Raw genomic sequence first — 25248 nt, forward strand, 5'->3', positions numbered from 1 at the left:
AACCGATGCAGGAGAACCTGCATCGGTTTTTTTATCACTTTATTTTTAAATAACCACGTTCACTATACGTTTCGGAACTACGATGACTTTTTTAGGCGTATTCCCTTCCAGCCATTTGATCACAACTTCATTAGCGAGCACTTCTTTTTCAATCTCAGTAGGTGCTGTATCCAGGGCAAACGGAAGTGTCACCCGGACTTTTCCATTGATCTGAATCGGATATTCGAATACGGCATCCACAACATATTGTTGTTCCCATTTCGGGAAAGCTGCTTTCGAAACAGTTCCTTCCTCATTACCCAACGCGGCCCACAATTCTTCACTCAAATGCGGCGCATAAGGAGAAATCAGGATAACCAGTTCCTGCAAAATAGATTTCTTGTTGCATTTCAGACTTCCCAGCTCGTTTACACACATCATGAATGCACTTACGCCCGTGTTGAAAGAGAAGTTTTCAATGTCTTCCTCAATTTTCTTGATCGTTTTGTGCAATACCTTCAACTCCTCAGGTTTCGCAGCTTCGTCTTTTACAACCCACTGCCCCTGATCGTTGAAAAACAAACGCCAGAATTTACGGATGAAACGATATGTCCCATCAATACCATTGGTATTCCATGGTTTAGCCTGCTCCAACGGTCCAAGGAACATTTCATACAAACGAAGCGTATCCGCACCATATCGTGTAACGATATCATCCGGGTTTACAACATTGAACTTGGATTTCGACATTTTCTCGACTTCCACGCCGCAATGATATTTTCCGTCTTCCAGAATAAATTCAGCATTTTCACCAGCAATGTCAAGGCGGCTTGCCTTGAATTTCTCAACGTCAAGGATATCGTTTTCAACGATATTCACATCCACGTGCAAAGCAGAAACTTCATACTGAGATTTCAGGCCTTCGCTGACGAAAACAGGTTTGCTGTATTCTTCGCTTTTTACACGATAAACAAAACTGCTACGCCCCTGGATCATTCCCTGGTTGATCAATTTTTTGAACGGCTCTTCCTCCGGCACAAACCCACGGTCTTTCAAAAACTTGTTCCAGAAACGACTGTACAATAAGTGCCCGGTCGCATGCTCCGTTCCACCGATGTACAAATCGACATTACGCCAGTAATCGATTGATTCTTTTGACGCAAATTCTGCGTCATTTTTCGCATCCATATAACGGTACCAGTACCAGCTGCTTCCAGCCCATCCCGGCATCGTACTCAATTCGTACGGATTTCCGCTGCCATGCCCCCAACCTTCTGCGCGACCCAATGGTGGTTCGCCGTTTTCAGTTGGCAAATATTTATCAATCGCCGGTAGGTTAAGCGGCAATTCTTCTTGTTTCAACAAGTAAGGAAGCGGTTGACCATTGCTGTCATTTTTGTAGAAAACAGGCACAGGCTCACCCCAATAACGCTGACGGCTGAAAACAGCATCGCGCAGACGGTAATTGATCTTGCCTTTCCCTACACCTTTTTCTTCCAGCCACTGGATCAAAACTTTGTTGGCTTCGTGGAAAGTCAGGCCGTTAATGATGCCAGAATTGATATATTTCCCTTCCTTGGTATTATCCGCCTGTACATCAATTTCCTTCTGAGAATCCAGGATCGGGATAATCGGCAGGTCGAAATGTTTCGCAAAATTCCAGTCACGCTGGTCGCCCGACGGTACCGCCATCACCGCACCCGTTCCATAACCCGCCAAAACATAGTCTGCAATATAAACCGGAATTTTCTCGTCGTTGAACGGATTAATGGCATAAGCTCCTGTAAACGCACCGGAAACGGTTTTCACATCACTCATCCGATCGCGCTCCGACCGTTTTTTAGTAAAATCAATATACGCATCGATATCCGCTCTTTGCTCAGGTGTCGTGATCACATCCACAAGCTCATGCTCAGGCGCGATTACCATAAACGAAACACCATAAATCGTATCCACACGAGTTGTGAAAACCGTTATGGATTCCACACCAGCCCCACCCTCTTTTGAAGTCGCGACCGGGAAAGTCACAAGCGCACCCACCGAACGACCGATCCAGTTACGCTGCTGCTCTTTCAGGGATTCTGTCCAATCCACATTGTCCAGGCCATCCAAAAGACGCTGCGAATAAGCCGTGATACGCATCATCCACTGACGCATCAGCTTCTGGATCACCGGAAAACCACCACGCTCAGAAACACCATCCTTCACCTCATCATTGGACAACACAGAGCCCAAACCCGGGCACCAGTTTACCGTTGCATCCGCAACATAGGTAATCCTGTATTTCAGCGTAGCCTTATATTTTTCCTCTTCTGACCATGAATCCCACTCCTCAGCGGTGAAAGCAGCCGTATCCTCGTCACAAGCTGCATTAACCTGTTGGTTACCGTTGGCTTCAAACTTCGCGATCAGCGTTTCGATTCTTTCCGCTTTCTGGGTATCGTTGTTGTACCAGCTTTCAAAAAGTTCCGTAAAAATCCACTGCGACCATTTATAATACGACGGATCCGACGTACGTACCTCACGGCTCCAGTCGTAACTGAAACCCAGATTTTTCAATTGTTCAATGTAACGGGTAATATTCTGCTCCGTAGTGATTGCCGGATGCTGTCCTGTCTGGATCGCGTATTGCTCAGCCGGAAGGCCGAAACTATCAAATCCCATCGGGTGCAACACATTAAATCCTTTCAGGCGCTTATATCTGGAATAAATATCAGAAGCAATATATCCAAGCGGATGACCTACGTGCAAGCCGGCTCCGGAAGGATACGGGAACATATCCAAAACATAATATTTGGGAAGATCAGACTTGTTCTCAACCTGAAAAGTCTCATTTTGTTCCCAAAAATTCTGCCATTTCTTTTCTATTTCCCGAGGGCTATATTCACTCATTCTTTATCAACAATTTAGTCTAAAATTAACTTTGGTATTAATAGCCCGCAAAAATAGCGTTTTTGATTGTATTCAACCTCGTTTTGCCGTAATTCCTGTCAATATTAAGTTTTGTAAACCATACAGATTGTTATGATTATTAAAGGATTACAGTCAAAATGTAATGCCGCCGTTAGATAAATTGTGTGACCATAACAGTCTTCACACGTATAAAATCCTCACTGCGCCTGGAATACGCAGGTTTTATTAAATTTAAAAAATGCGAAATTCCTGGGGAAACAAATGCTCACATGGACACAAAATATCGTTGTTGTACCAACGGCATAGCTTTTTACAAAGGATTTTTAACAACCAGTAAAATCATCAATTAAAATTAAAAACAGTTTATGAAAAAGTTATTATTGATAGCGCTTTGTGCAGTTGGGATAAACTATTCAGCCTCTGCGCAGTATGATCCGGCTTTCCGGTTTGGTATCAAAGCAGGTGCTAACTTATCCAACATCAACGGCAATGATCTGTCACTGGGGTCGGGGGGAAATGCATTTAATTTCAAGGATAATTCAGACCGCACCTTAGGATTTGCAGGAGGTGTATTTTTCAGATTTGGAAAAGATTTCTATTTACAGCCCGAAATTTTACTCTCTCAAAAAGGGGCAAAATTCGACTTTGATAATTCGGTGAACGATGGCAAAGTTGACGTCAGGTTCTCAAACCTTGATGTACCATTGCTTTTTGGTGTGCGCATCGCCAAATTTTTCAGAATCAATGCAGGCCCAATGGCCTCTCTGAGATTATCGGACAATGGAAAACTGGGCGATTCCTTTAACGAGGTAACAGGAAGCAATTCAAAAGCAGAATTCAACAACCGTCTGGCTTTCGGTTATCAGGCAGGTGTTGGTGTGGATTTTGGCAGAATGAGCCTTGATGTACGTTATGAGGGCAATTTTAATGACATCGTAAAAGTTAATTACAATAACGCAACAACGGCCGCGCAGTTTGGCAGAAAAAGCAACCTGTTCCAGGCAACGCTTGGTTTCGCTATTTTCTGATCCTGAATCACGCTGAAAAGTACTGAGGGCAATTTGAAAATTGCCCTCTTTTTCTTTTATCTGATAAACGACTTACTTTATGAAAAGCATATTTTACCCTGTTGGTTAGGGATTTGATCCAGATAAAGTAATTTTGCAGTTTACATTTTTATATCGTTTGATATATCAGATAAACAATCGGCTTTTAGATTCTGGATTGTTTTGAATAACCCTAACGCGCATACTCCCTATTATCGTGGCTTTAAATACTGACAACGTACGACTGGTTTTTGGACTGAAATTAAAACAGCTTCGCCTGGACAAAGGTCTGTCGCTGAGTGAACTTTCGCAAAAATCAGGATTGTCGATTTCTTATATCAATGAAATTGAAAAAGGGAAAAAGTATCCTAAGTCCGATAAGATCATAGCGTTGGCAAGTGCCATGGAAGTCGATTATGACACGCTGGTTTCGCTAAAACTCAGCAAGCGGCTTGAACCGATATCGGAGTTGCTAAGCTCCAATATCCTGACCGAACTTCCGCTGGAACTCTTTGGGATCGATCCGGCCAGTTTGCTAGAACTGCTTTCGGACGCGCCTACGAAAATCAGCGCGTTTGTAGGAACGCTCATCGAAATTGCCAGAAATTACAATATGTCGGTGGAGAAATTTTATTTCTCCGCCCTGCGCACCTACCAGGAAATGCACGACAATTGTTTTGAAGATATTGAGGAAGAGGCTGAACGGTTTATGTCGGAAAGGGATATTCCTGTGGACAAGCTACTGGATGAAACGTATCTGGCAGAAGTACTGACCTCGGAGTACAATTACAAAATAGAAGACATCAACGAAAAGCTCAATCCTGAATTTGCCAGCGTGCGGTCATTAACAATTACGCGGCCACAGGGAAACCGGCTGCTTGTAAATGTTCACCTTTCTTCGGTGCAGCGTGCGTTTATTTATGGCAGGGAAATCGGATATGTTTATCTGAAACTGAAAAACAGGCTTCATACCACAGCTCTTGTGGAGGCTGAATCTTTTGAGCAGCTGCTCAACAATTTCAAAGCCTCGTATTTTGCCAGTGCCGTTATTATCAAACGCAGTCTGCTCGTACCAAAGCTGAAAGAATTTTTCGCGCTTAAAACCTGGCAGCCGGAAAAACTCGTGGCGATGGTTGAAGCATTTAATACCACACCCGAATCTTTTTGCTACCGGCTTAGCAACGTCCTGCCGACCCATTTTGGCATCAAACAGATCTTCTTTTCGAGGTTTAACAATTTCGCGGGACAGAATTTGTTTGAGATGACCAAAGAAATGCACATTTCAAGAAAACATAACCCGCATACGGTCAAGGACGAACACTATTGCAGAAGATGGATCGCACTAACCATTCTCGATGATCTGGCCGAATCTGTAAAAAATAAAACCTACGTTAATACCATTTGTAAGGCACAGCGTTCGCGATACATCGATACACAGGACAATTATCTGATTGTAAGTTTCGCCCAGCCGACTGCCACGACACCCAATCTGAACGTTAGTGTTTCCATGGGTGTTTATCTCGATGACCAGACCAGTAAAACGATTCAATTTCTTGATGATCCGGAAATTCCTTCACGGGACGTAAATGAAACCTGCGAACGATGCTCTCTGTTCGATTGCAGGGAACGTATTGCGGCACCGGTCATCTTGCAGAAAAAACATAAAAACGAAGAGTTAAGAAAAGCATTACGCCGTTTGATCAACTAAATGGAGGGCTGATAACATAGGGGTTGGGGTTGACTTAAATGTCATGTTTTTATAAGTTGGAAAATTCTAAATTAGAATATCCTTAAAAAGCTGAAACAACAGAGTGCAGTTTCCCTACCGTCTTATCTTTGTAAAATATTTGCAGACGTTATTATGCCAGGTACATACGAATTTGAAGATCTCCTCTTAAAGCTTTCCACCCCCTTTTACATTTCACTAATTGCCCTAGAAATACTCATTACCTATCGGTCACATAGAGTTTCCTATTCCGTCAGGGATACACTGACGAATGCGGCACTGATGTTACTGAATGGCAGTGTCGATCTGCTTTTCCGTGCGGCGTATATCGGGGTATTGATATGGTTTTATAATTTCAGAATCGTTGAGCCGATCGCGAATCCGTATCTGTACTGGTTTGCCTTATTCCTTCTTGAAGACCTGGCTTTTTACACGTTACATTATGTTGACCACCACAGCAGGTTATTTTGGGCTGTCCATGTGACGCACCATTCTTCCGAGCATTTTAACCTGACAACGGGCTTCCGTTCTTCGGTTTTTCAGCCGTTGTATCGTTTTGTTTATTTTATCCCGCTGGTGATGATTGGTTTTAACCCGGCGGATATTGTAATCATGTACTCACTGACCCAGATTTACGGGATTATCGTACATACCGAGTACGTTGGAAAACTTGGCTGGCTGGAATATATCTTCGTGACGCCGTCGCATCACCGCGTTCACCACGCCAGTAATGTCGAATACCTTGACAAAAATATGGGCATGTGCCTGATTATCTGGGACAGGATTTTCGGTACTTTTCAGGAAGAAATGCCTGCCGTTCCGCCTCGTTACGGCTTAACAAAACATACGGAAGCAGCCGGCTTAACGGATACGGTTTTTCACGAATTCGTAGAAATTAAAAAGGATTTTGAACAGCCGGTTGACTTGAAAACCAAATTTAAATACCTGCTTAAAGCTCCCGGATGGTCACCGGACGGATCTCGGCAAACCAGCAAGGAGCTTCAAAAAGAAATTTCGGGCAAGTAATTAAGCCCGCCGGAATTATTTAAACGCCGGATTTCCGGTAATTTCCGCACCCAGGATCAGCAGATGAATATCGTGCGTCCCTTCATAGGTTGTGACGGATTCAAGGTTCATCATATGCCGCATGATCGGATATGAATCGGTTATGCCCATCGCACCCAGAATCTGCCTTGACTCCCGGGCCACCTGTAACGCCATTTCCACATTGTTTCGCTTGGCCATGGATATCTGCGCGGTGGTAGCACGTGCTTCATTCATCAGCGTTCCCAGCCTCCACGACAGCAGTTGTGCTTTAGTAATTTCTGTGAGCATTTCCGCCAGTTTTTTCTGCACCAGCTGAAAAGAACTGATCGGTTTATTAAACTGAAAACGCTCTCCCGAATAGCGGACCGCCGTTTCGTAACAATCCAATGCAACTCCAACGGCACCCCAGGCAACACCATAACGCGCGTGATCAAGGCATTGCAGCGCTGCTTTCAGACCGACCGCATCTGGCAAAATATTTTCTTTGGGAATAAGTACGTTGTCAAAAAGGAGCTCACCTGTGGCACTCGCCCGCAGCGACCATTTCCCGTGAATCGTGGCCGTTGAAAAACCCTCCATACCGCGTTCCACAATCACGCCCTGTACCCGACCTTCCTCATTTCTGGCCCAAACCACCGCAATATCAGCAAACGGGGCATTCGAAATCCACATCTTCGAGCCGTTCAGGATATAACCTCCCTGTGTTTTTACGATATAGGTTTTAAGTCCTCCGGGATCGGAGCCGTGGTCTGGCTCGGTTAACCCAAAACATCCCAGCAGCTCCCCTTTTCCCAGTCCGGGCAGGTATTTTTGCTTCTGCTCTTCGGAGCCAAACTGAAATATGGGCCACATCACCAGCGAGCTCTGCACGGATACAGTCGATCGCATGGAAGAATCCCCACGCTCGATTTCCTGACACATCAGCCCATAGCTGATGTAGTCCATCCCACCACCGCCATATTCCTTGGGAATCGTTGGGCCAAAAACACCGAGCTCACCGAATTTCCTGATGAATTGCTGCGGAAACTCCGCCTTTTGGGCATATTCTTCAATAACAGGTTTAATTTCCAGATCAGAAAACTCCTTTACAACCTGAGTTATCAGGCGCTGTTCGGGTGTTAGCAATTCCTCTATTTGAAAAAAATCAGTCGTCAGCATAATGTTGTTCTTTTTGGATTGAGGATACTCAAAAGTTACAACTTTACGCCAGAAAAAACCTTACCAACCGGATGAAAAACTGAGAAATATTCCTGTTAATTAACCCCTGGTTATTTAAGCCAGTCACTGAACATTTTACTGACAACCTGCAAATCCTGCTTATGTGCTTCGACGCTACCCATGGTTTTGGGCGATGTTTTTTCCAGACATTGTTCCAAAACCAGATTGGGTCTTACCCCGGCTTCCTGCAAGCTGTTCCTCAACCTTTGGTAATCAATATCCCCTTCACCAAAAGTTTCCTGCCAGATACCTCCCTTTGACTGACGCAAATGCAGTTCAACGATGCGTTTTCCATATAACTTCACCACATCAAACAGCGCAATCTGCGAATTTCCAGAGCCACGATATATCCAGTGCACATCCAGACAAAGCGAGACATTCTTAGGATTTGTTGCCAGCATCATATGATGAAATTCCCTTGCGGCTGCCCTCAGCTCCACGTCATGGGTATGATAGGCCAAAGTCATTCCCCGTTTTTTCAGTTCGGCACCGAGTTTGTCCATGTTTTTAGCCTGTTCTGCCAATTGTTCATCCGATTTATTCTCAGGTCCTCCCCATTTGATCGGGCTGGGATTGGTAACAATAATTTTCGTTTTGGCCTGCTGTACTATTTCCGCAATGGACAAAATGGTCTGCAATGATTTTTCTGCCTCGGCAACATCATGCAAAACGCTGTTTACATACACTGACGGCATCGCAAGATTATGCTTTTCCAGCAAAGGCAATAACTTTTTTGCCTCTTCCGCATTATTCAGTCCCGGCTCGTAAGCCGTCAAACCTGTCGAGGCAAACTCGGCTAACGAAGCATCAAGATCTGCAAACCAGTCGCGGCCGTCTCTTTGGTAAAAAGTGATCCAGGAATATTGATTACAGGAAACCTGAAAAGTTTTTTTGACGTCCCGCGAAAAGCCAAAATCCGGCAAAACGCTCACGCTGCTCGCTACCACTGCGGTACTTAAAAACTGACGACGATTAAAAGAGGCCATGATAAAAAAATTAGAACTGACTTGTGTACTGAATACATAAAGTCAGTTCCGTTGATAACTTACCATAAAACGGTTTCAGTTATTCGCTTACTGAAATGGCCAGCAGATACCAGGCTGCATGCGGAAGCCACTGCTCGGCCCAGCGCCAGTCGTTGTCTTTACCCGTTTTGGCATAAGATAAATTGAAATCAATGTCGTCTTCATTTTCCAGTCCGGAGGTTATTCCGTTGGCAATTCCGCCCGGTGCATTGGTGTATTCAAAGGTCCCGAAAAACCCGTAAGCCGGATTGTTATGTCCCGAACCGTGCAGCATACTAGCGTCATAAGGATTTAAACCTAATATCCAGTTCAGCTGGTTTAGTGCAAAATTTTCAAGGTTCCTGGTAAATTCCGTATCATCTTTAAATAACGGCGCCGCAAGTCTTGCCGCTGCCGCCATGGATGCCAGACGCGCATTTTCACCCTGCCACCACGGTGAAGCATCACTGCCGTGCGGAAAAAAGAACGTAGTTTTTCTATTCCCCAATGTATCCTGAACCAACTGGCGGCTATATCCAAACGGATTATTCACTTCCCGGGTAATGGCCAGCTCATGCGCCAGTGATCTTTTGATAACCTCCCTGATCCTGTTCTGAGCCGCGGGCTGTGCAAAAGGGTAATAATAAGTAAGACTTGCAACCGGAAATCCTGCGTCCGACGGATGAAAAAACGGACGGTCCTGATCATCTGCGCGCCAGTAATCGGTTTGTTTATTTCCCGAGGTCAGCCGCGCGAGCAAATGATCGGCACGTTTGGCGGCTGCCTGGGCGTACACACCTTTACCCGTTGCTTTGAACAATTCAGTCGCGGCGCTTAGTGCACAATAATCATCTACAATATTTTCCTTGCCGTCGTTGGTCATCTGCACATTGTTTTTTTCAAGAAATTCGAATGCCCGCTCGGCGGCCAGCAAATAATCTTTGTTGGAAAACTCTCCCGAGGTGTCATAGGCAGAAGCCATCGCAAGGGCAGCAATACTCACGCCCCCACCCGACCGGTAACTGACCTGATAACTTTTCCAGTCGTTGGATTTATCGCTGTCACTAAATGACTGTTCCTTATTTTGCTTGATGCGATAACTCTGGTCTTCTGCCCTTACTACCCGGTCTTTTGCCAGTTTCCCGGCTCCCGGTGCCGACACGGACCGATAAAACGATCCGTTTTTAGCCTGCATACGAACCAGGTAATCCGCACCGTACATAGCTTCATCCAGCAACCGCCTGTTATACTGGCGAAAATCTGTGCCTTTCCTTTTTGTTAGTAAAGCATACGTTTTAAACAAACTCCAAGCCGTCAAAGAAATTTGCTGCGGATTGAAATATGACGAAAATGTAAGGTGGGATAAATGTTTCCCATAATCTCCGGAAGCATCATACCAGCCGCCGTGTGCATCGATGGTGTCCTTTGTTTGTCCTGACAATAACAAATGATGATCGGCAGCGTCCAGCAGCCCGGAGCTCCGCTGTCCTTTAAAATAATAGATCACATTGGAAAGCGTCGATTGTTCCAATACATTTTTGCCGATCACAAAAGGGAAAGAACTGATCTTTTTCCCCGAATTTGTTACCTGAACGGTATAAGAACCACTTCCTTTAAAGGCACTGAAATCGATGGTCCAGAAAAGCCAGTTTTTCCATTTGTTAACCGGACCGCTAAAAACGGGTTTTCCTGAATAAACCGCTTTCCCTGTTGCTTCATCGATCAATTGAAAGGCTGTAAATTCAAGTTTTACATCACTGATAATTAAAGCTTTTTTAGCCCTGGAATCTTCATAACCAACGTGATTGGTGAGAATCTTCGCCGTTTGAGCGGTGAGCAAATGGGAGCAAAAAAGCAAAATCACCAGGATTGCTCCTTTAAATTTGAAACGTGGCATGATATATGGTTTAGGGGTTTTTATTTACCTACAATATTGCGAGAAATTACACTCCGCGGTACGATAGCGTCCGATTTTTTTAGACTAACACTCCACGACAGAAATCTGATTCAGGGCAGCAAACGGCTTTGCATAGGAATCAGAAGGCAAAAATTTTCTACCTTTGCGGTGTTAAAGGATAAATCCCTTTCTTGAAAATGCAACAGACACTTCAACTTACACTCTTGCCGGAGATCGCTCTGGATGATGACAATTTCCGTCAGTTTATCAACAAAAAACTTCGTTTACGTCCTGATGACAAGCCGTTTATCAGAAAAACGCGTCAGTCCATTGATGCCCGTGGTAAACAGGTCAAGGTGAATGTTCAGGCAGAGGTATATATTAATGAGCTTCCGCCGTCCCTGATCCAGACGCCCTTACATTATCCTGATGTGACTACCCGTCCGCAGGCACTCATTGTGGGCTGTGGTCCCGCTGGTATGTTTGCCGCCTTACGTTTAATCGAACTTGGAATAAAACCAGTCCTTTTTGAAAGAGGAAAGGACGTGCGTACACGCCGCCGCGACCTTGCTGCCATTAATAAGGAGCATATCGTGAATCCCGAATCCAACTATTGTTTCGGAGAAGGTGGTGCCGGCACTTACTCTGACGGTAAACTTTATACCCGCTCCAACAAACGCGGAGACATCCGGCGCGTGCTCGAAATTTTTGTAGGGCACGGTGCCAGCGAGCAGATTCTGATCGATACCCATCCGCACATTGGTACCAACAAACTGCCTATGGTGGTAGCCGAAATGCGGAAAAGTATCTTAGAAGCCGGTGGAGAAATTCACTTTGATACCAAAGTTACCGACCTGATTGTAGAGGGCAATAATTTGAAAGGGGTTATCACCGACGACAGTAAAGAACACATCGGCATTGGTGTGATCCTGGCTACGGGCCATTCTGCGAGGGATATCTATGAACTTCTCAACAACAGGAACATATTAATAGAGAGCAAGTCATTTGCCATGGGCGTGCGTATTGAGCACCCTCAGAGCGTTATTGACAAAATACAATATCATTGCCAGACTGACCGCGGTCCTTATCTTCCCGCGGCATCATACAGTTTGGTAACCCAGACGAGATATGAAGGGGTACAGCGCGGAGTATTTTCATTTTGCATGTGTCCTGGCGGATTTATCGTGCCGGCAGCAACCGCTTCCGGTGAAGTCGTTGTCAACGGGATGTCTCCTTCCCGCCGTGATTCTCCGTTTGCCAATTCCGGCATCGTCGTTTCAGTTGAAGACGCGGACCTGGAACCTTATCGTGAATTCGGTGCCCTGGCAGGGTTGCAATTTCAAAAGGAAATCGAGCAGGCTGCCTGCCATTTTGCCGGCGCTACCCAAACCGCTCCTGCTCAGCTTGCAACCGATTTTGTCAGCAAAAGAATGTCGGGGCAATTGAGGGAAACTTCTTACCAGCCAGGCATTACACCGGTTGATTTATACGAAGTACTGCCTCCTAATATGGCTTTTCCGTTAAAGGAGGCTCTGTCTGATTTTGGCAGAAAAATGAAGGGTTATCTGTCAGGCGACGCACAGCTGATCGGTGTGGAAAGCCGTACCTCCTCGCCGGTTCGTATTCCGAGAGAACGCGAAACCTGTGAACACCCTGTGGTAAAAGGACTTTTCCCTTGCGGAGAAGGAGCTGGCTATGCCGGAGGAATCATGTCGGCTGCTATGGACGGGCAACGCTGCGCAGAACAACTTGCCGCCTTATATGCCACGGTTTGACACCTGTATTTGGCTGACTAAAAAATAATGACTAACATTGTTAATCACAGAAAATCGGCCTGAATACAATTTTGTAACCTATATCTACATGGTTGGGTTACTGCGTGGAACCTTAACACATTCCGTGAAACTCTAAGCCGATAAATACTGTTAAAAATATATTGACACCGATTTAAATTAATTTCAACTGCCTCTATGGCTCAGGGATCTTTCTCGTTTTTTACGAATGAATTATTTAAGAAATTAAAAGATCCACTTCCCGGTGAATCCGCTCACCAGCTTATGCAATCTAATTCAAAATTAAGATTGACAATAAAACCCAATGAGCGTACCCGGAAGAGTGCCGTACTGATTTTGTTTTATCCATACCAGAACGAAATATATTTTCCGCTGATCCTGCGTCCCGCTTACGACGGTGTGCATTCAGGACAGGTGGCTTTCCCGGGCGGTCGTTATGAAAAAACAGACGAAAATCTGATCAGAACAGCCCTACGCGAAGCGCAGGAAGAAATCGGGCTTCGGCTGAATGATGTAAAAATACTGGGAATTTTAACCGAGCTGTTTATTCCACCCAGCAATTTTTACGTTTTACCAGTGGTTGCCGCCATACCTTACCGGCCGGATTTCTTTCCTGACCCGAGAGAAGTGGAAGATATCTTTCAGATTAAGTTAAAAGATATCTCGGATGTATCCATAATCGGTTCCAGCGATATGCAGGTTCGGGGTGTTCAGATCACCGCTCCGCATTACGAAGTCAACGGATATAAAATATGGGGAGCTACCGCGATGATGATCAGTGAACTTCTGACGGTGCTGAAAGCAGTGGATTCGGATGTCTGAAACTGGGAAATAATCTCTTTTTTTCATATATTAGCGAGTATTTTCATCCCAGCCTCCCGGCGTTCTTCGTGCATTTTAATCCTGACAAAATCGATTATCCATGTACGGAAAACCGATAAGAGCGTGATCTTACAAAAATTTTACAGCATTTAAACCCTTAGTTTCCGCCTCAATTTATGGACGAAAACGGAGCTACGCCTAACGTAGAAGATAGCGAATTACACAGTCAGTTACCCGTATCGGGTCTTTACGAAAGTTGGTTTCTTGATTATGCCTCATATGTAATTCTGGAACGGGCCGTACCGGCCATTGAGGACGGTTTAAAACCTGTTCAACGCAGAATTATGCATGCTTTGAACGAAATGGATGACGGTCGCTTTAACAAAGTTGCCAATGTCATCGGTTCTACCATGCAGTATCACCCGCACGGTGATGCCTCCATCAATGACGCCATCGTTAACCTCGGACAGAAAGAATTGCTTTTTGACACGCAGGGCAACTGGGGCGATCTGCGTACCGGCGACCGTGCTGCTGCTGCCCGATACATTGAGGTACGTCTTTCCAGATTTTCCAAAGAAATTGTATTTAACAACGATACAACTGAGTGGCAGCTGTCGTATGACGGAAGAAAACGTGAACCGGTAACGCTTCCCGTTAAGTTCCCTCTTTTGCTGTCTCTCGGCGTTGAGGGTATTGCTGTCGGGCTTTCGACCAAAATATTGCCGCATAACTTTTGCGAACTGATTGATGCATCAATCAATATTCTTCAAGGTAAGGAAGTTGTCATTTATCCTGATTTCCTTACGGGAGGGCAAATCGACGTATCCAACTATGGTGACGGGCACCGCAGCGGGAAGGTTCGTGTGCGAGCGAAAATTGAGGAGGAAGATAAAAAGATGCTGGTGATCCGGGATATTCCTTTCGGCACTACCACTTCTTCACTGATCGATTCGATCATTAAGGCCAATGACGGCGGAAAGATCAAAATCAAAAAGGTTATTGATAACACCGCGGCCGATGTAGAAATACAGGTTCACCTCGCGCCGGGCGTTTCACCGGATATTACCATCGATGCACTTTACGCTTTTACAGAATGTGAAGTGTCGATTTCTCCGAATGCCTGCGTTATTATTGAAGATAAGCCCCATTTTGTTGGTGTAACCGACATTTTGAGATATAACACCCAGCAGACTGTCCATTTACTGAAACGTGAACTGGAAATCAGAAGACTGGCCTTGCTTGAAAAAATCCTATACGGTTCGCTTGAAAAGATATTTATCGAAAACCGGATTTACCGTGATATCGAAGAATGCGAAACTTTTGAAGCGGTGATCCGTACGATCGACAAAGGACTTGAACCATACAAACCTCAGTTTTACAGAGAAATCAATGATGATGACATTCTGGAACTGACTGAAATCCGTATCAAACGTATTTCAAAATATGATGGTTACAAAGCCGATGAGCTGATGCGTAAATGGCAGGAAGAGCTGGCAGAAACAGAAGATAACCTGGCCAACATTACCCGTTTCGCGATCGATTACTTTAAAGATCTGCTCAAAAAATACGGAAAAGGAAGAGAAAGAAGAACGGAGATCAGAGCATTTAACCAGATCTCTGCCAATATTGTAGCAGCCAACAATCAGAAACTTTACGTCAACCGCGCCGAAGGTTTTATCGGTTCGGGACTTAAAAAGGATGAGTATGTTATGGACTGCTCCGACATTGACGACATTATCGTTTTCAGGAGTGACGGGCGCTGCCTGGTTACCAAAGTTCAGGATAAGGTCTTTGTTGGAAAAGACATTATTTACTGTGCTGTTTTTGTAAAAAATGATGAACGCAAGGTGTATAACCTCGTGTATGTCGACGGGAAAACCGGTGTTTCTTATATCAAACGATTCCAGGTGACAGCCGTTACCCGCGACCGGGAATATGATTTAACCCAGGGCACACCAAAATCAAAAATCACTTATTTCACTGCTAATGAGAACGGCGAAGCTGAAATTATTACAGTGAACCTGACGGCTCAGAGCAAGGCAAAAGTGAAACAGTTTGATTTCAATTTCGCCGATCTTCTGATCAAGAACAGGAGTGCGATGGGTAACATCCTGACAAAATATACGGTTAGAAAACTGACCATGAAACAAGCCGGCCGTTCAACGCTCGGCGGCGTGGATATGTGGTTTGATCCGATTATTGGCCGTCTGAACCGCGACGAACGTGGCGAATACCTCGGCAATTTCGGCCCGTCAGATAACATTCTGGTCATTTACAAGGACGGTTCGTATGAACTTACAAATTTCGATCTGACAAACCATTATGTTTCGAATGAAGTACTGCTTGTCCGGAAATTTGATACAAAACTTCCGATCACTGCACTTTATTATGATGGCGGACAAAAACAGCATTTCATTAAACGTTTCACCATCGAGACTTCGTCACTGGACAAGAAATTTGTATTTATCAGTGATTCAAAAAACAGTAAGCTGATTCTTGCATCGACTGACAAACGTCCGCGTTTTGAAATTGTTCATGCTAAAAACGAAAAACGAGATCAGCTGCACGAAGAATTTGTGGTAGAAGATCTGATCGATATCCGCGGCTGGAAAGCAATGGGTTATAAACTTGCCATCGATAAATTTAAAGATATCCGCTGGCTGGAATCTCTGCCGGAACCGCCTGAGGAAGAAAAGCCGGAAGAAGTGGAAGAAATATCGGACGACAGTGAAGAACAGGGAACTGAAACGGATGGCGGTGAAGAAAATGAGCCGGGTACCGTAGAAACCGAAACGGTTGAAAATGTAACCGATGAAGCAGATACTGACGAGGAAAACCCGTCAAATGATGAAGAAAATAGTGATCCCGTGAAGCCGAAAAAGAAAGCAAAGAAAAATACGGATTCCGGAAAATCACAACTTGGTTTGTTTTAATAGAAAGTGTTCTCACTTTCTATTAAAACCTTTTTTTCTGACGCCAGCAACAAAATACATTGCTTTGCGCGTATTGAAAAACAGGAACAAACTGTTATGCTATTGAAAGACCCTCGAATTATTTACATCAACTTAGAGGCTAACTTTAAGGAGGCACGTGAAAAAATTGATAAAAATAGTTATTGCCCTACTTTTTGCCAGCCTGGTTTTTATCTTGCTGTGCAATTTCTGGGTGGTTTACTGCACCAAACAGTATAACTATTTTTCAATTAAAAATCTGCCCTCGAATGACGTGGCACTGGTATTGGGGACAAGCCGCAATACGGAAAAAGGGAAAGAAAATCTTTTTTTCAAATACCGGATGGAAGCCACGGCACGACTTTTCAAGGAAGGTAAGATCAAGTACATTATCCTAAGCGGAAACAACGATTCCGAATATTATAATGAGCCGCTGGATATGCAACGGGCCCTGCTGAATCTGGGTATTCCTGAAAATGTGATGACGCTCGATTATGCAGGCTTTCGCACTTTTGACTCGGTTGTACGGTGTAAAGAGGTTTTTAACCAGGATAATTTCACGGTTATTTCCCAGAATTTCCACAATGCACGAGCATTGTACATTGCGCACAACGAAGGAATAAACGCGATATCCTTTGCAGCTCAGGATGTTCCGGACGGATATTCGATACGGACACTAGTCCGGGAATATCTTGCGCGACCAAAAGCTGTACTTGATGTACATTTTTTGAGACCAAAAGCAGATATCACGTCTAATGTAGAGATCAAAAAGAAAAAGGGAACCTGATTGAACAAAAAAAGATTTTACTCACACGAGCCATGAGATATTAATATGAAGATAATTAGATGTTTACTTGTTTTTCTTGCGGTATTAATATCAGTCCGATCTTTCGCGCAGACCAATTATACAATCAAAGGAAGGATTACCGACGCCACCACGGGCGACCCTGTACCTTTTGCAAACATTGCCGTAAAAGCTTCGCTGTCTGGTGCAACCACCAATTTTGACGGTTTTTATCAGATCACTTTCACGCCTCCTGCCGACTCCATTCTCATTACCTATGTTGGGTATGGGACAAAAAGCAAAGCAATTGCCCCAAACGTAGCCGAGCAGACTATCGACGTTCAGCTGACACCGGGTGCCTTGCAGCTGCGGGAAGTCAAAATATTTGCCGGAGAAAATCCAGCCTGGCGGATTATGCGCAAAATTGTTGAAAACCGGAAGGTGAACAACTCTGAAAATCTGGCGGCTTATGAGTATGAAAGTTATAACAAGATCCAGATTGACATTGATAATCTTTCTGAGAAATTCAGAAACCGGCGGGCGGTAAAGAAAATGACACACGTTGTTGAAAAATATGACGAGGTAAAAGGTGAAGACGGGCAAACCGTCATTCCGATTTTTATATCTGAGTCGGTTTCCAATGTTTATTTCCAAAAGGACCCGAAGAAGAAAAAGGAGATCATCAATAAAACAAAAGTTTCGGGTGTGGGTTTAACCGACGGAAGTTTTGTGTCGCAAATTGTGGGTTCTTCATTTCAGCAGTATAACTTTTATAATAACTGGCTGAATGTTCTGGAAAAGGATTTTATCTCCCCCATTTCAGATAGCTGGAAATTATACTACGATTATTACCTGGCAGACAGTATCCCGAATGGCACGAAATATGATTACAAGATCGATTTTGAGCCGCGTCAGGAACAGGATCTGGCTTTCAGCGGCTCATTCTGGATTGACGGCGATAACTATGCCCTGACGCAAATGGACGCAAATGTCGGCAAAAGAGCGAACCTGAACTTCATTGAAAAAATTAAGATTCAGACGTCATACGACCTTTTTGAAGATGATAAAACCTGGGTTCCTACAAAAACACGGGTACTTATTGACGTAGATGAGCCCACAAAACAGACCGCCGGACTGTTGCTCAAATTCTACTCGTCCAATTCAAAATACAAGATCAATACACCAAGAGGCAGTAAGTTTTTCGATACTGCTATTGAGCTGAAAGAAGATTACATGGATCACGACTCGACTTTCTGGCTTAAAAGCCGTCCCGAGTCACTGACCAAATCGGAGATTTTGAGTTTTCAGCTTGTTGATTCCCTGAAAGTATTACCGGTTGTAAAAACCTATACAGAGATCCTGAACATTTTTGTAAACGGTTACAAGAAAATTGACAAATGGAATATTGACATCGGGCCCTATCTTTTCCTGTACGCCAATAACAATGTGGAAGGCCATCGTCTCAGACTTGGTTTTAAAACGGATCCCGGTTTTAGCAGGAAATGGATTTTGAGTGGATATGGTGCCTATGGCTTCCGCGATGAAAAATTCAAATATGGCGCGGGACTTGACTATATATTTTCCAGAAAACCCTGGACAATGGCCGGTATCTCCTATTCCAAAGACCTTGAACGGTTAGGAGTTTCGGCCGAAAATATTGGCACCAATACCATTTTTGGTGCCTTTTCCCGTTTCGGACAGTTCAGAAGACCTTACTGGCAGGAAGATTTTTCCGCCTATGTTAAGCGGGAACTGGTGAAGGGATTGACTGCGAGCGTACAACTCCGCCACCGCGATTTTAAGCCGCTTTTTGACTTTGCATACCGTGAAAAGCCTCAGCTGGGTGCAGAATCGCCTTTGCGTAACACTTACGAAATCACCGAGCTTAATGCGGAAGTCCGTATCGCCAGAAATGAAACGTTCCTGCAAAATGATAACGAGCGGATCAGTATGGGAACCGGAAACTCGCCGGCGTTTACTTTCCGTTATACCATGGGGATGAAAAATTTCCTTCAGGGGGATTTTCAGTATCACAAGTTTGCGATGAATGTGAAGCAGACGTTCAGAGCCGGTGTTTTCGGACGCACTTATTACAATCTGACGTTAGGTTACATTCCGTCCACAATCCCCTACACTTTGCTGTATAACCCCTTGGGAAATGAGTCGTTGTTTTATGTGGACAACGCTTTTAACCTGATGAAATATTTCGAATTTATCAGCGACCGCTACGTGACTCTACGCGTAGAGCATAATGACGAAGGTTTTATCCTGAACCGTATTCCCGCTATCCGCAAATTGAAATGGAGACTTCTCGCTACCGGCAAGGTATTTTACGGACAAGTCAGCAAGGCTAATATGTCGCTCGCTTCCACCGTAGACGCGCAGGGAAATCCGATTCAGACGTTCAGTGAACTTGGAAATGCGCCGTATCTTGAACTTGGTTATGGTATTGATAACATTTTCAAATTCGGCCGGGTTGATGCCATTCACCGTCTGACTTATAAAAACAACCCAAACGTCACCCCGTTTGCCGTGAAGATTTCATTCTGGTTTAGTCTGTAAATAACCTACAAGGTCATAACATCCTTTTCAGAATAAGTAAGATATACGTGGTCGTTGACCTCTATATCTTTTCTGTTTCTGTAAAATACGAGCAAACCATTTTCATTGGTGCACCGGATCTCCCAGTGATTGCCATGAAAACGAATAGCATCCACAATGCCTGTCCACTTGCTTTTTTCAGGATGTTTGGTCCGTTTTATTTTCTCCGGCCGGATAAAGGATTTCTTGGATTCTCCGCCGGTATTCAGCCAATTAATATCACCGGTCAGTTCGGCTACATAACTGTTAACAGGTTTGTTATACACTTCCTGAGGCGTTCCTGCCTGGATAATCACACCATCGCGTAGCACCGCAATCCGGTCAGACCAGGCCAGTGCATCGGCGGCTTCGTGGGTTACAAACATACAGGCCATCTGCTGCTCCTGCCTCATCTGCTCTATCGCTTCTGCCAATATCCGTCGGTTCCGGTTGTCGAGATGTGCAAAAGGTTCATCCAGCAACAACACATCAGGTTGTTCCGCCAGCGACTTGGCGATGGCTGTACGCTGTTTTTCTCCACCCGACAGCAGTTTTGCTTTTTGATTTCTGATATGGATCAGCCCGGTAATCGTCAGCAATTCCTGTACTTTTTGCTTTCGGTATTCCTGTTCATAGAACCGCAGCGAGTAGGAAATATTCTCCTCCACAGTCTGATTTGGAAAAAGCTCAAATTCCTGATGAATAAGCTTGATGGCACTGTGTCCGGGAATAAGTTCTCCACGAACAGACGGCACACGCGCTTCCTGAAAATACACCTCGCCTTCATCAGCATCTATAAATCTCCCCAGAATACGTAACAACGTACTTTTGCCAGAACCACTTTCGCCCAAAATCCCAAGCCATTCTCCCGGATTCAGTTCAAGAGAAATGTCTTTCAAGACAGTTTTACTATCGAAGTTTTTGGAAACAGATTCAGCACGAAGGACAGTCATGGACGAGATGATATTGAGCAATTTATTAAAGATATTAAAAACTAAAACAGGCATGGGAGCAGATTTCCCATGCCTGGTCGTGATAAAAGACTGGCGGTTAATTAACCCAGGTAACCTTATCTTCGATAGGTGTCCGACGAGCCGGAATTTCACCAAGATTGTGATAACCCATGTAAAAGAAGCCGACGCATTTCTGGTTTTCCTTTAACCCCAAAAATGCCCGCAGTGATTCCGTTACGCTTGGACTGCTCCAATAAGCGCCAATGCCATTTGCCGTGGCTGTCAACCACATATTTTGCACGGCACAGGCAGTTGCCGCAACTTCCTCCCATTCCGGAATTTTTTCTTCATGAAGTTCAACGACAATGGCAATGACGGCAGCTGATTTTAAAGATTTAGCACGGGTTCCGTCGTATTTCGCCTGCGAGAAAGTTTCCGGCGTAGTGTTAGCCCTGTAAGCCTCCGCCATGTAATCGCCAAGTTTTTCCAGACCGCCGCCGGTAAAAACGGTGAAACGCCAGGGTTCCGTCAGTTTATGGGTTGGCGCGAAATTGGCGTTTTCAAGAATGGTATCAATAATTTCACGCGGGATTTCCTTTTCAATATAACTTGGCGGAAAAATACTGCGTCGTGAACGAATAATATGGTTGATCGATTCTTTTGTGTTCGTCATGAATGTTTAATTTAAATAGCCACTCAAAATGTCAGAAAGCTGGCTAACCCAACCTTTGACCGTTAAAATAGTAATTATTGTGTCCCGACACGAAAATACTGTAAATTGTGTCCTGTAACGTTATTAACTTCACATCCTTTCTATTTAATCGCACAGATTTATATGCTGGTAACCACTACCCCAAACATTGAAGGCAAGAAAATAACCAAATATATCGGGCTGGTCAATGGCGAAGCCATTATCGGTGCCAATGTCGTCAAAGACTTTCTCGCAGGTATTCGTGACGTGGTCGGCGGACGTTCAGGATCTTATGAACAAAGCCTTCGGGAAGCAAAAAGTATCGCGCTTCGTGAAATGATGGAACAGGCGCAGCGTCTGGGTGCCCATGCGATCATTGGCGTTGATCTGGATTTTGAAACCATTGGCGGTAACGGTTCAATGCTGATGGTTAGCGCCAATGGTACTGCTGTATGTATTGAATAATTAAAAAACTCCCTTGGCAATTTTTGCAACATTATCCGATTTTCCCATCGTATAAAAATGCAGAACGGGAACGCCATAGGCAATCAGCTCCTTGCATTGCTGTATACTCCATTCCACGCCAAGTTGTCGCACTTCTTTGTCGGTTGCACATTTTTCAGCTTCCTTGACCAGTTCCTTTGGAAATTCAAGATGGAAAATGTCAGCCAAAACCGTCAGTTGTTTTTTCGTTGCCAGAGGTTTTAGCCCCGGAATGATCGGTACGGTAATACCTTCGGCACGGCATCTGTCTACAAACCGGAAATATTTCTGATTATCAAAAAACATCTGTGTAACGATGTAATTGGCTCCCAGATCTATTTTTCTTTTCAGGTGTTCAAAATCCGTGTTAAGATCGGGTGCATCGAAATGTTTCTCAGGATAACCGGCGATACCGATACAGAAATCGGTATGAGCCGCCTCGGTTTCGGCATGCAGCAAAATACCTTTGTTCATGTTATCAACCTGCGTAACCAATTCAGAGGCATAAGTATGGCCGCCTAACTTGGCTTTAAAAACACCCGCCGATTTTTCAGGGTCGCCACGAAGCACCAGAACATTATCGATCCCAAGATAATGAAGATCGAATAAGACGTCTTCTGTTTCATCTTTGGTAAAACCTCCGCAGATAACGTGAGGAACGGCATCAACGCGAAACCTTTCCATCAGGCGTGCACATATCCCAACAGTACCCGGACGCTTCCGGACAGGAATACGCTGGATTAATCCACCCTGACCTTTTATATCGATTAATTCCTCGCGATGGTAGGTTACATCCACAAAAGGTGGCTTAAACTCCATCAGAGGTTCAATCCCATTTAATAATTCATTGATATTTTGACCTTTAACAGGAGGAATAATTTCTATTGAAAAGAGAGTCTTGCCCTGAGCCTGGCTAATAAATTCGGTAACTTTAGTCATGTATAGAATTCTTTATTTGCACAAAAGTTTACAAAAGAACACCAATTCTACAACCAAACCAATCTATAAGGCACAAAAAAATGGCCTACCGCATTACAGTAGGCCATTCCACGTAAACCCTCCTCTATCAGTGTTCGTCAAAACTACTGTGTTATACTGACAGGCGTCAGTTACAGGCAGTAGTTTGCTTGACTGACTTCTAAATATAAAATATCTGTGCCACAACTTTGCCCATACCACTTTTAGGAATAAACATTTGGCTATTGTGTACAATTTAGTGGTTTTTAAACAATTTTTCCGGTTAAAATTAAATTTTTAGAAATTTATCAAAATATTATCCGTATGAAATTCTGGCGGGAAATGTGACACTTTTGCTGAATTATTCTACATATTGACCGGAATTACTGCCCATTATTCCCCAAAAACCGATTCTCTCGTCATTTCAATATGATCTATGCCATCCTCATCATATATTTCGCTGGATTGCTGAAAACCGAATGACTCATAAAATTTCTTAAGATAAAGCTGAGCGCCAATCCGTATTGTCTGCCGTCCGTACAGCTCTTCAACAGCCTCGATGGATTTGTTCATCAGCTCAACACCATACATTTTCCCACGGCCGAGCGGAGAAACCACGACTCTTCCTATGGAAGGATATTCATAGGATAATTTGGCGGGAACAATACGGGTATAAGCCATAAGCTTTCCATGATCAGTACCTGACAAATGATAACACTGCTGGTCTTTATTATCCTGATCGAGAAACACACAGTTCTGCTCTAAGACAAAAACCTCATTTCTCAACCGCAATATTTCATATAGTTCATGATTGGTCAATTCATCAAAAGTTTTAAGACTCCATTTTAATTTTAGATTCATTTTTAAGTAAAAAGAGATTGAAAGCTTCTTATTTTTGCCTGAGTTTATCAGTCTTTTGTAAATTTACAAATTATTTGAAACTGAGGCCAGTCACCAAATGGGGCACAAATAAGCTAAGTTGCTAATTTTCTGACCGTTATTTACTTTAAATTAATTACAGATTATTAATAGTTAATGGCGTATTGAAACCTGGCTTTTTGAGACTGGTAAATTGTATTAGAATTTAAACCTATTAAAACTTAAGTAGAATACGCATGGGAAGAGCCTATGAATATAGAAAAGCGCGCATGTTTAAGCGTTGGGATAAAATGGCAAAAACATTTACCCGCATTGGAAAAGATATAGTTCTTGCTGTAAAAAGCGGAACGGCTGATCCTGCTACCAACGCACGTCTCAGAGTGCTGCTTCAAAATGCAAGAGCTGCAAACATGCCGAAGGAAACTGTTGAACGTGCTATTAAAAGGGCAACTTCAAAAGATCAGGCCGATTACAAAGAAATCGTTTATGAAGGATACGGCCCTCATGGGGTTGCGATCCTTGTTGAAAGCACAACCGACAATCCGGTTCGTACCGTAGCCAACGTGCGCAGTTATTTTAACAAGCTGGGTGGCAGCCTGGGCACCATGGGCATGCTTGATTTCATTTTTGACCGTAAATGTATCTTTAAGGTTAAAAATGATGGAAGTAAAGACGTGGAAGAACTGGAATTTGAATTGATCGATGTGGGAGGAGAAGAAGTTTTCCTTGATGAAGAAACAAACCAGATCAATATTTACGGAGAATTCTCTTCCTTTGGTACATTGCAGCATTATCTTGAAGAAAACGGTTTCGAAATCGTGGAAGCTGACTTCGAGCGTATTCCGAGCGATACCAAAAAACTGAGTGACGAAGAAATTGCAGAAGTTGAAAAACTGATTGAAAAAATAGAAGACGACGACGACGTTCAACGCGTTTATCACAATATGGCATAAGCAAGAGCTATCGGCTTTCGGCAGTCAGCTTTCAGTAATCGACAATAAGTAATTTATGTCCATAAACTGACGGCCGATTGCCGGCAACCGAAAGCCTTATTAATGGATTGCAATAATTTTATGCGGTTTGTTCAGAAATTGGAATTGTGCTCCCGCCTCTTTACCCAAAAACGAAAGTCCTACGGGCGAAGACGAGGATACTGCAAGCACCGTTTGACTATCAAATTTCACAGCACCCAGACTTACCGAAATAAAAAACCAGCCTGCCGTTGTTTCCAGCAAAGCACCAACCGCACCTCGCGAGCTTGTTTCTGTTTCCCCGATTCTTTCAAGCAATACCCTTTCCTGCCTTACCTGCTCATATTGTCTTGCGTGCATGTTGCGGTCAAGCTGCCCCATGGACCTTGCCGTTTCGTATTTATCCCCCGCTGAACTCTTGCTCTGATCGTTTGCTGAATCCTGAGCAGCCTCCATTGCTTCCCAGGCCACTTGCATACGGTCGTCCAAAAGTCCTTTCATGTACGCGATCAACTCCTGTTTATTCATTCTGTCAATTCTTTAATTCTCTTTGC

The 25248-nt window shown here is 44.0% G+C and carries 19 protein-coding genes; 10 read left to right on the forward strand and 9 right to left on the reverse strand.

Annotation, left to right across the window (positions count from 1 at the left end; translation table 11 throughout):
• Positions 1-45: 45 nt before the first annotated feature.
• Positions 46-2871: a leucine--tRNA ligase gene (gene leuS / locus M1L62_RS03385; RefSeq protein ID WP_254411595.1), complete on the reverse strand. Its 2826-nt coding sequence runs from the start codon at positions 2869-2871 to the stop codon at positions 46-48.
• A 386-nt stretch (positions 2872-3257) separates the two neighbouring features.
• Here leuS and M1L62_RS03390 point away from each other — a divergent pair, with 386 nt between their 5' ends.
• From M1L62_RS03390 to M1L62_RS03400, 3 genes are all read left to right on the forward strand, one after another.
• Positions 3258-3920, forward strand: coding sequence for a porin family protein (locus tag M1L62_RS03390; RefSeq protein WP_254411596.1), 663 nt, complete (start codon positions 3258-3260; stop codon positions 3918-3920).
• 235 nt (positions 3921-4155) lie between these two features.
• The gene (locus M1L62_RS03395; protein WP_254411597.1) at positions 4156-5646 is read left to right on the forward strand and encodes a helix-turn-helix domain-containing protein; all 1491 of its coding nucleotides are present in this window, start codon (positions 4156-4158) and stop codon (positions 5644-5646) included.
• 153 nt (positions 5647-5799) lie between these two features.
• Positions 5800-6690 (forward strand): sterol desaturase family protein, encoded by an 891-nt coding sequence (locus M1L62_RS03400; RefSeq protein ID WP_254411598.1) that lies wholly within the window; start codon positions 5800-5802, stop codon positions 6688-6690.
• A 15-nt stretch (positions 6691-6705) separates the two neighbouring features.
• Here the strand turns inward: M1L62_RS03400 and M1L62_RS03405 are convergent, their stop codons facing one another.
• The 3 genes from M1L62_RS03405 to M1L62_RS03415 form a co-directional block, all read right to left on the reverse strand.
• Positions 6706-7869: an acyl-CoA dehydrogenase family protein gene (locus tag M1L62_RS03405; protein WP_254411599.1), complete on the reverse strand. Its 1164-nt coding sequence runs from the start codon at positions 7867-7869 to the stop codon at positions 6706-6708.
• Between the two features lie 110 nt (positions 7870-7979).
• Positions 7980-8915 carry a sugar phosphate isomerase/epimerase family protein gene (locus tag M1L62_RS03410; protein ID WP_254411600.1) on the reverse strand — a complete coding sequence of 312 codons (936 nt, stop codon included), beginning with the start codon at positions 8913-8915 and terminating at the stop codon, positions 7980-7982.
• A gap of 79 nt (positions 8916-8994) precedes the next feature.
• Positions 8995-10830: a glycoside hydrolase family 9 protein gene (locus tag M1L62_RS03415; protein ID WP_254411601.1), complete on the reverse strand. Its 1836-nt coding sequence runs from the start codon at positions 10828-10830 to the stop codon at positions 8995-8997.
• 197 nt (positions 10831-11027) lie between these two features.
• Between M1L62_RS03415 and M1L62_RS03420 the strand changes: the two genes are divergently transcribed.
• The 5 genes from M1L62_RS03420 (at position 11028) to M1L62_RS03440 (ending at position 19742) form a co-directional block, all read left to right on the forward strand.
• Positions 11028-12605, forward strand: a complete 1578-nt coding sequence (locus M1L62_RS03420; RefSeq protein WP_254411602.1) for an NAD(P)/FAD-dependent oxidoreductase — start codon at positions 11028-11030, stop codon at positions 12603-12605.
• Between the two features lie 195 nt (positions 12606-12800).
• Complete coding sequence (locus M1L62_RS03425) at positions 12801-13445, forward strand: NUDIX hydrolase (RefSeq protein ID WP_254411603.1); 645 nt, start codon at positions 12801-12803, stop codon at positions 13443-13445.
• Positions 13446-13621: 176 nt separating this feature from the next.
• Complete coding sequence (locus M1L62_RS03430) at positions 13622-16378, forward strand: DNA gyrase/topoisomerase IV subunit A (protein WP_254411604.1); 2757 nt, start codon at positions 13622-13624, stop codon at positions 16376-16378.
• A 202-nt stretch (positions 16379-16580) separates the two neighbouring features.
• Entirely contained in the window at positions 16581-17183 is a 603-nt protein-coding gene (locus M1L62_RS03435; protein ID WP_374760294.1) for a SanA/YdcF family protein, read from the forward strand.
• Positions 17184-17228: 45 nt separating this feature from the next.
• A complete protein-coding gene (locus tag M1L62_RS03440; protein ID WP_254411606.1) occupies positions 17229-19742 on the forward strand; it encodes a DUF5686 and carboxypeptidase-like regulatory domain-containing protein in 2514 nt (837 codons plus the stop codon).
• 5 nt (positions 19743-19747) lie between these two features.
• Here M1L62_RS03440 and M1L62_RS03445 read toward each other — a convergent pair whose 3' ends face one another.
• Entirely contained in the window at positions 19748-20713 is a 966-nt protein-coding gene (locus M1L62_RS03445) for an ABC transporter ATP-binding protein (RefSeq protein WP_254411607.1), read from the reverse strand.
• A 97-nt stretch (positions 20714-20810) separates the two neighbouring features.
• Complete coding sequence (locus tag M1L62_RS03450) at positions 20811-21386, reverse strand: nitroreductase family protein (RefSeq protein ID WP_254411608.1); 576 nt, start codon at positions 21384-21386, stop codon at positions 20811-20813.
• A gap of 162 nt (positions 21387-21548) precedes the next feature.
• On the opposite strand from M1L62_RS03450, the gene M1L62_RS03455 reads away from it, so the two are divergent.
• Positions 21549-21869, forward strand: coding sequence for a heavy metal-binding domain-containing protein (locus M1L62_RS03455; RefSeq protein ID WP_254411609.1), 321 nt, complete (start codon positions 21549-21551; stop codon positions 21867-21869).
• Here the strand turns inward: M1L62_RS03455 and metF are convergent, their stop codons facing one another.
• Both metF and M1L62_RS03465 read right to left on the reverse strand, forming a co-directional pair.
• Entirely contained in the window at positions 21870-22826 is a 957-nt protein-coding gene (metF, locus tag M1L62_RS03460; RefSeq protein WP_254411610.1) for a methylenetetrahydrofolate reductase [NAD(P)H], read from the reverse strand.
• 411 nt (positions 22827-23237) lie between these two features.
• Positions 23238-23705: a GNAT family N-acetyltransferase gene (locus M1L62_RS03465; protein WP_254411611.1), complete on the reverse strand. Its 468-nt coding sequence runs from the start codon at positions 23703-23705 to the stop codon at positions 23238-23240.
• A gap of 254 nt (positions 23706-23959) precedes the next feature.
• Here M1L62_RS03465 and M1L62_RS03470 point away from each other — a divergent pair, with 254 nt between their 5' ends.
• Positions 23960-24676 carry a YebC/PmpR family DNA-binding transcriptional regulator gene (locus M1L62_RS03470; RefSeq protein WP_254411612.1) on the forward strand — a complete coding sequence of 239 codons (717 nt, stop codon included), beginning with the start codon at positions 23960-23962 and terminating at the stop codon, positions 24674-24676.
• 99 nt (positions 24677-24775) lie between these two features.
• On the opposite strand, the gene M1L62_RS03475 is transcribed toward M1L62_RS03470, so the two are convergent.
• Positions 24776-25222 (reverse strand): transcription elongation factor, encoded by a 447-nt coding sequence (locus M1L62_RS03475; RefSeq protein ID WP_254411613.1) that lies wholly within the window; start codon positions 25220-25222, stop codon positions 24776-24778.
• Between the last annotated feature and the right edge of the window lie 26 nt (positions 25223-25248).

The organism is Dyadobacter diqingensis (assembly GCF_024220585.1).
GTDB classification, from domain to species: Bacteria; Bacteroidota; Bacteroidia; order Cytophagales; family Spirosomataceae; genus Dyadobacter; species Dyadobacter diqingensis.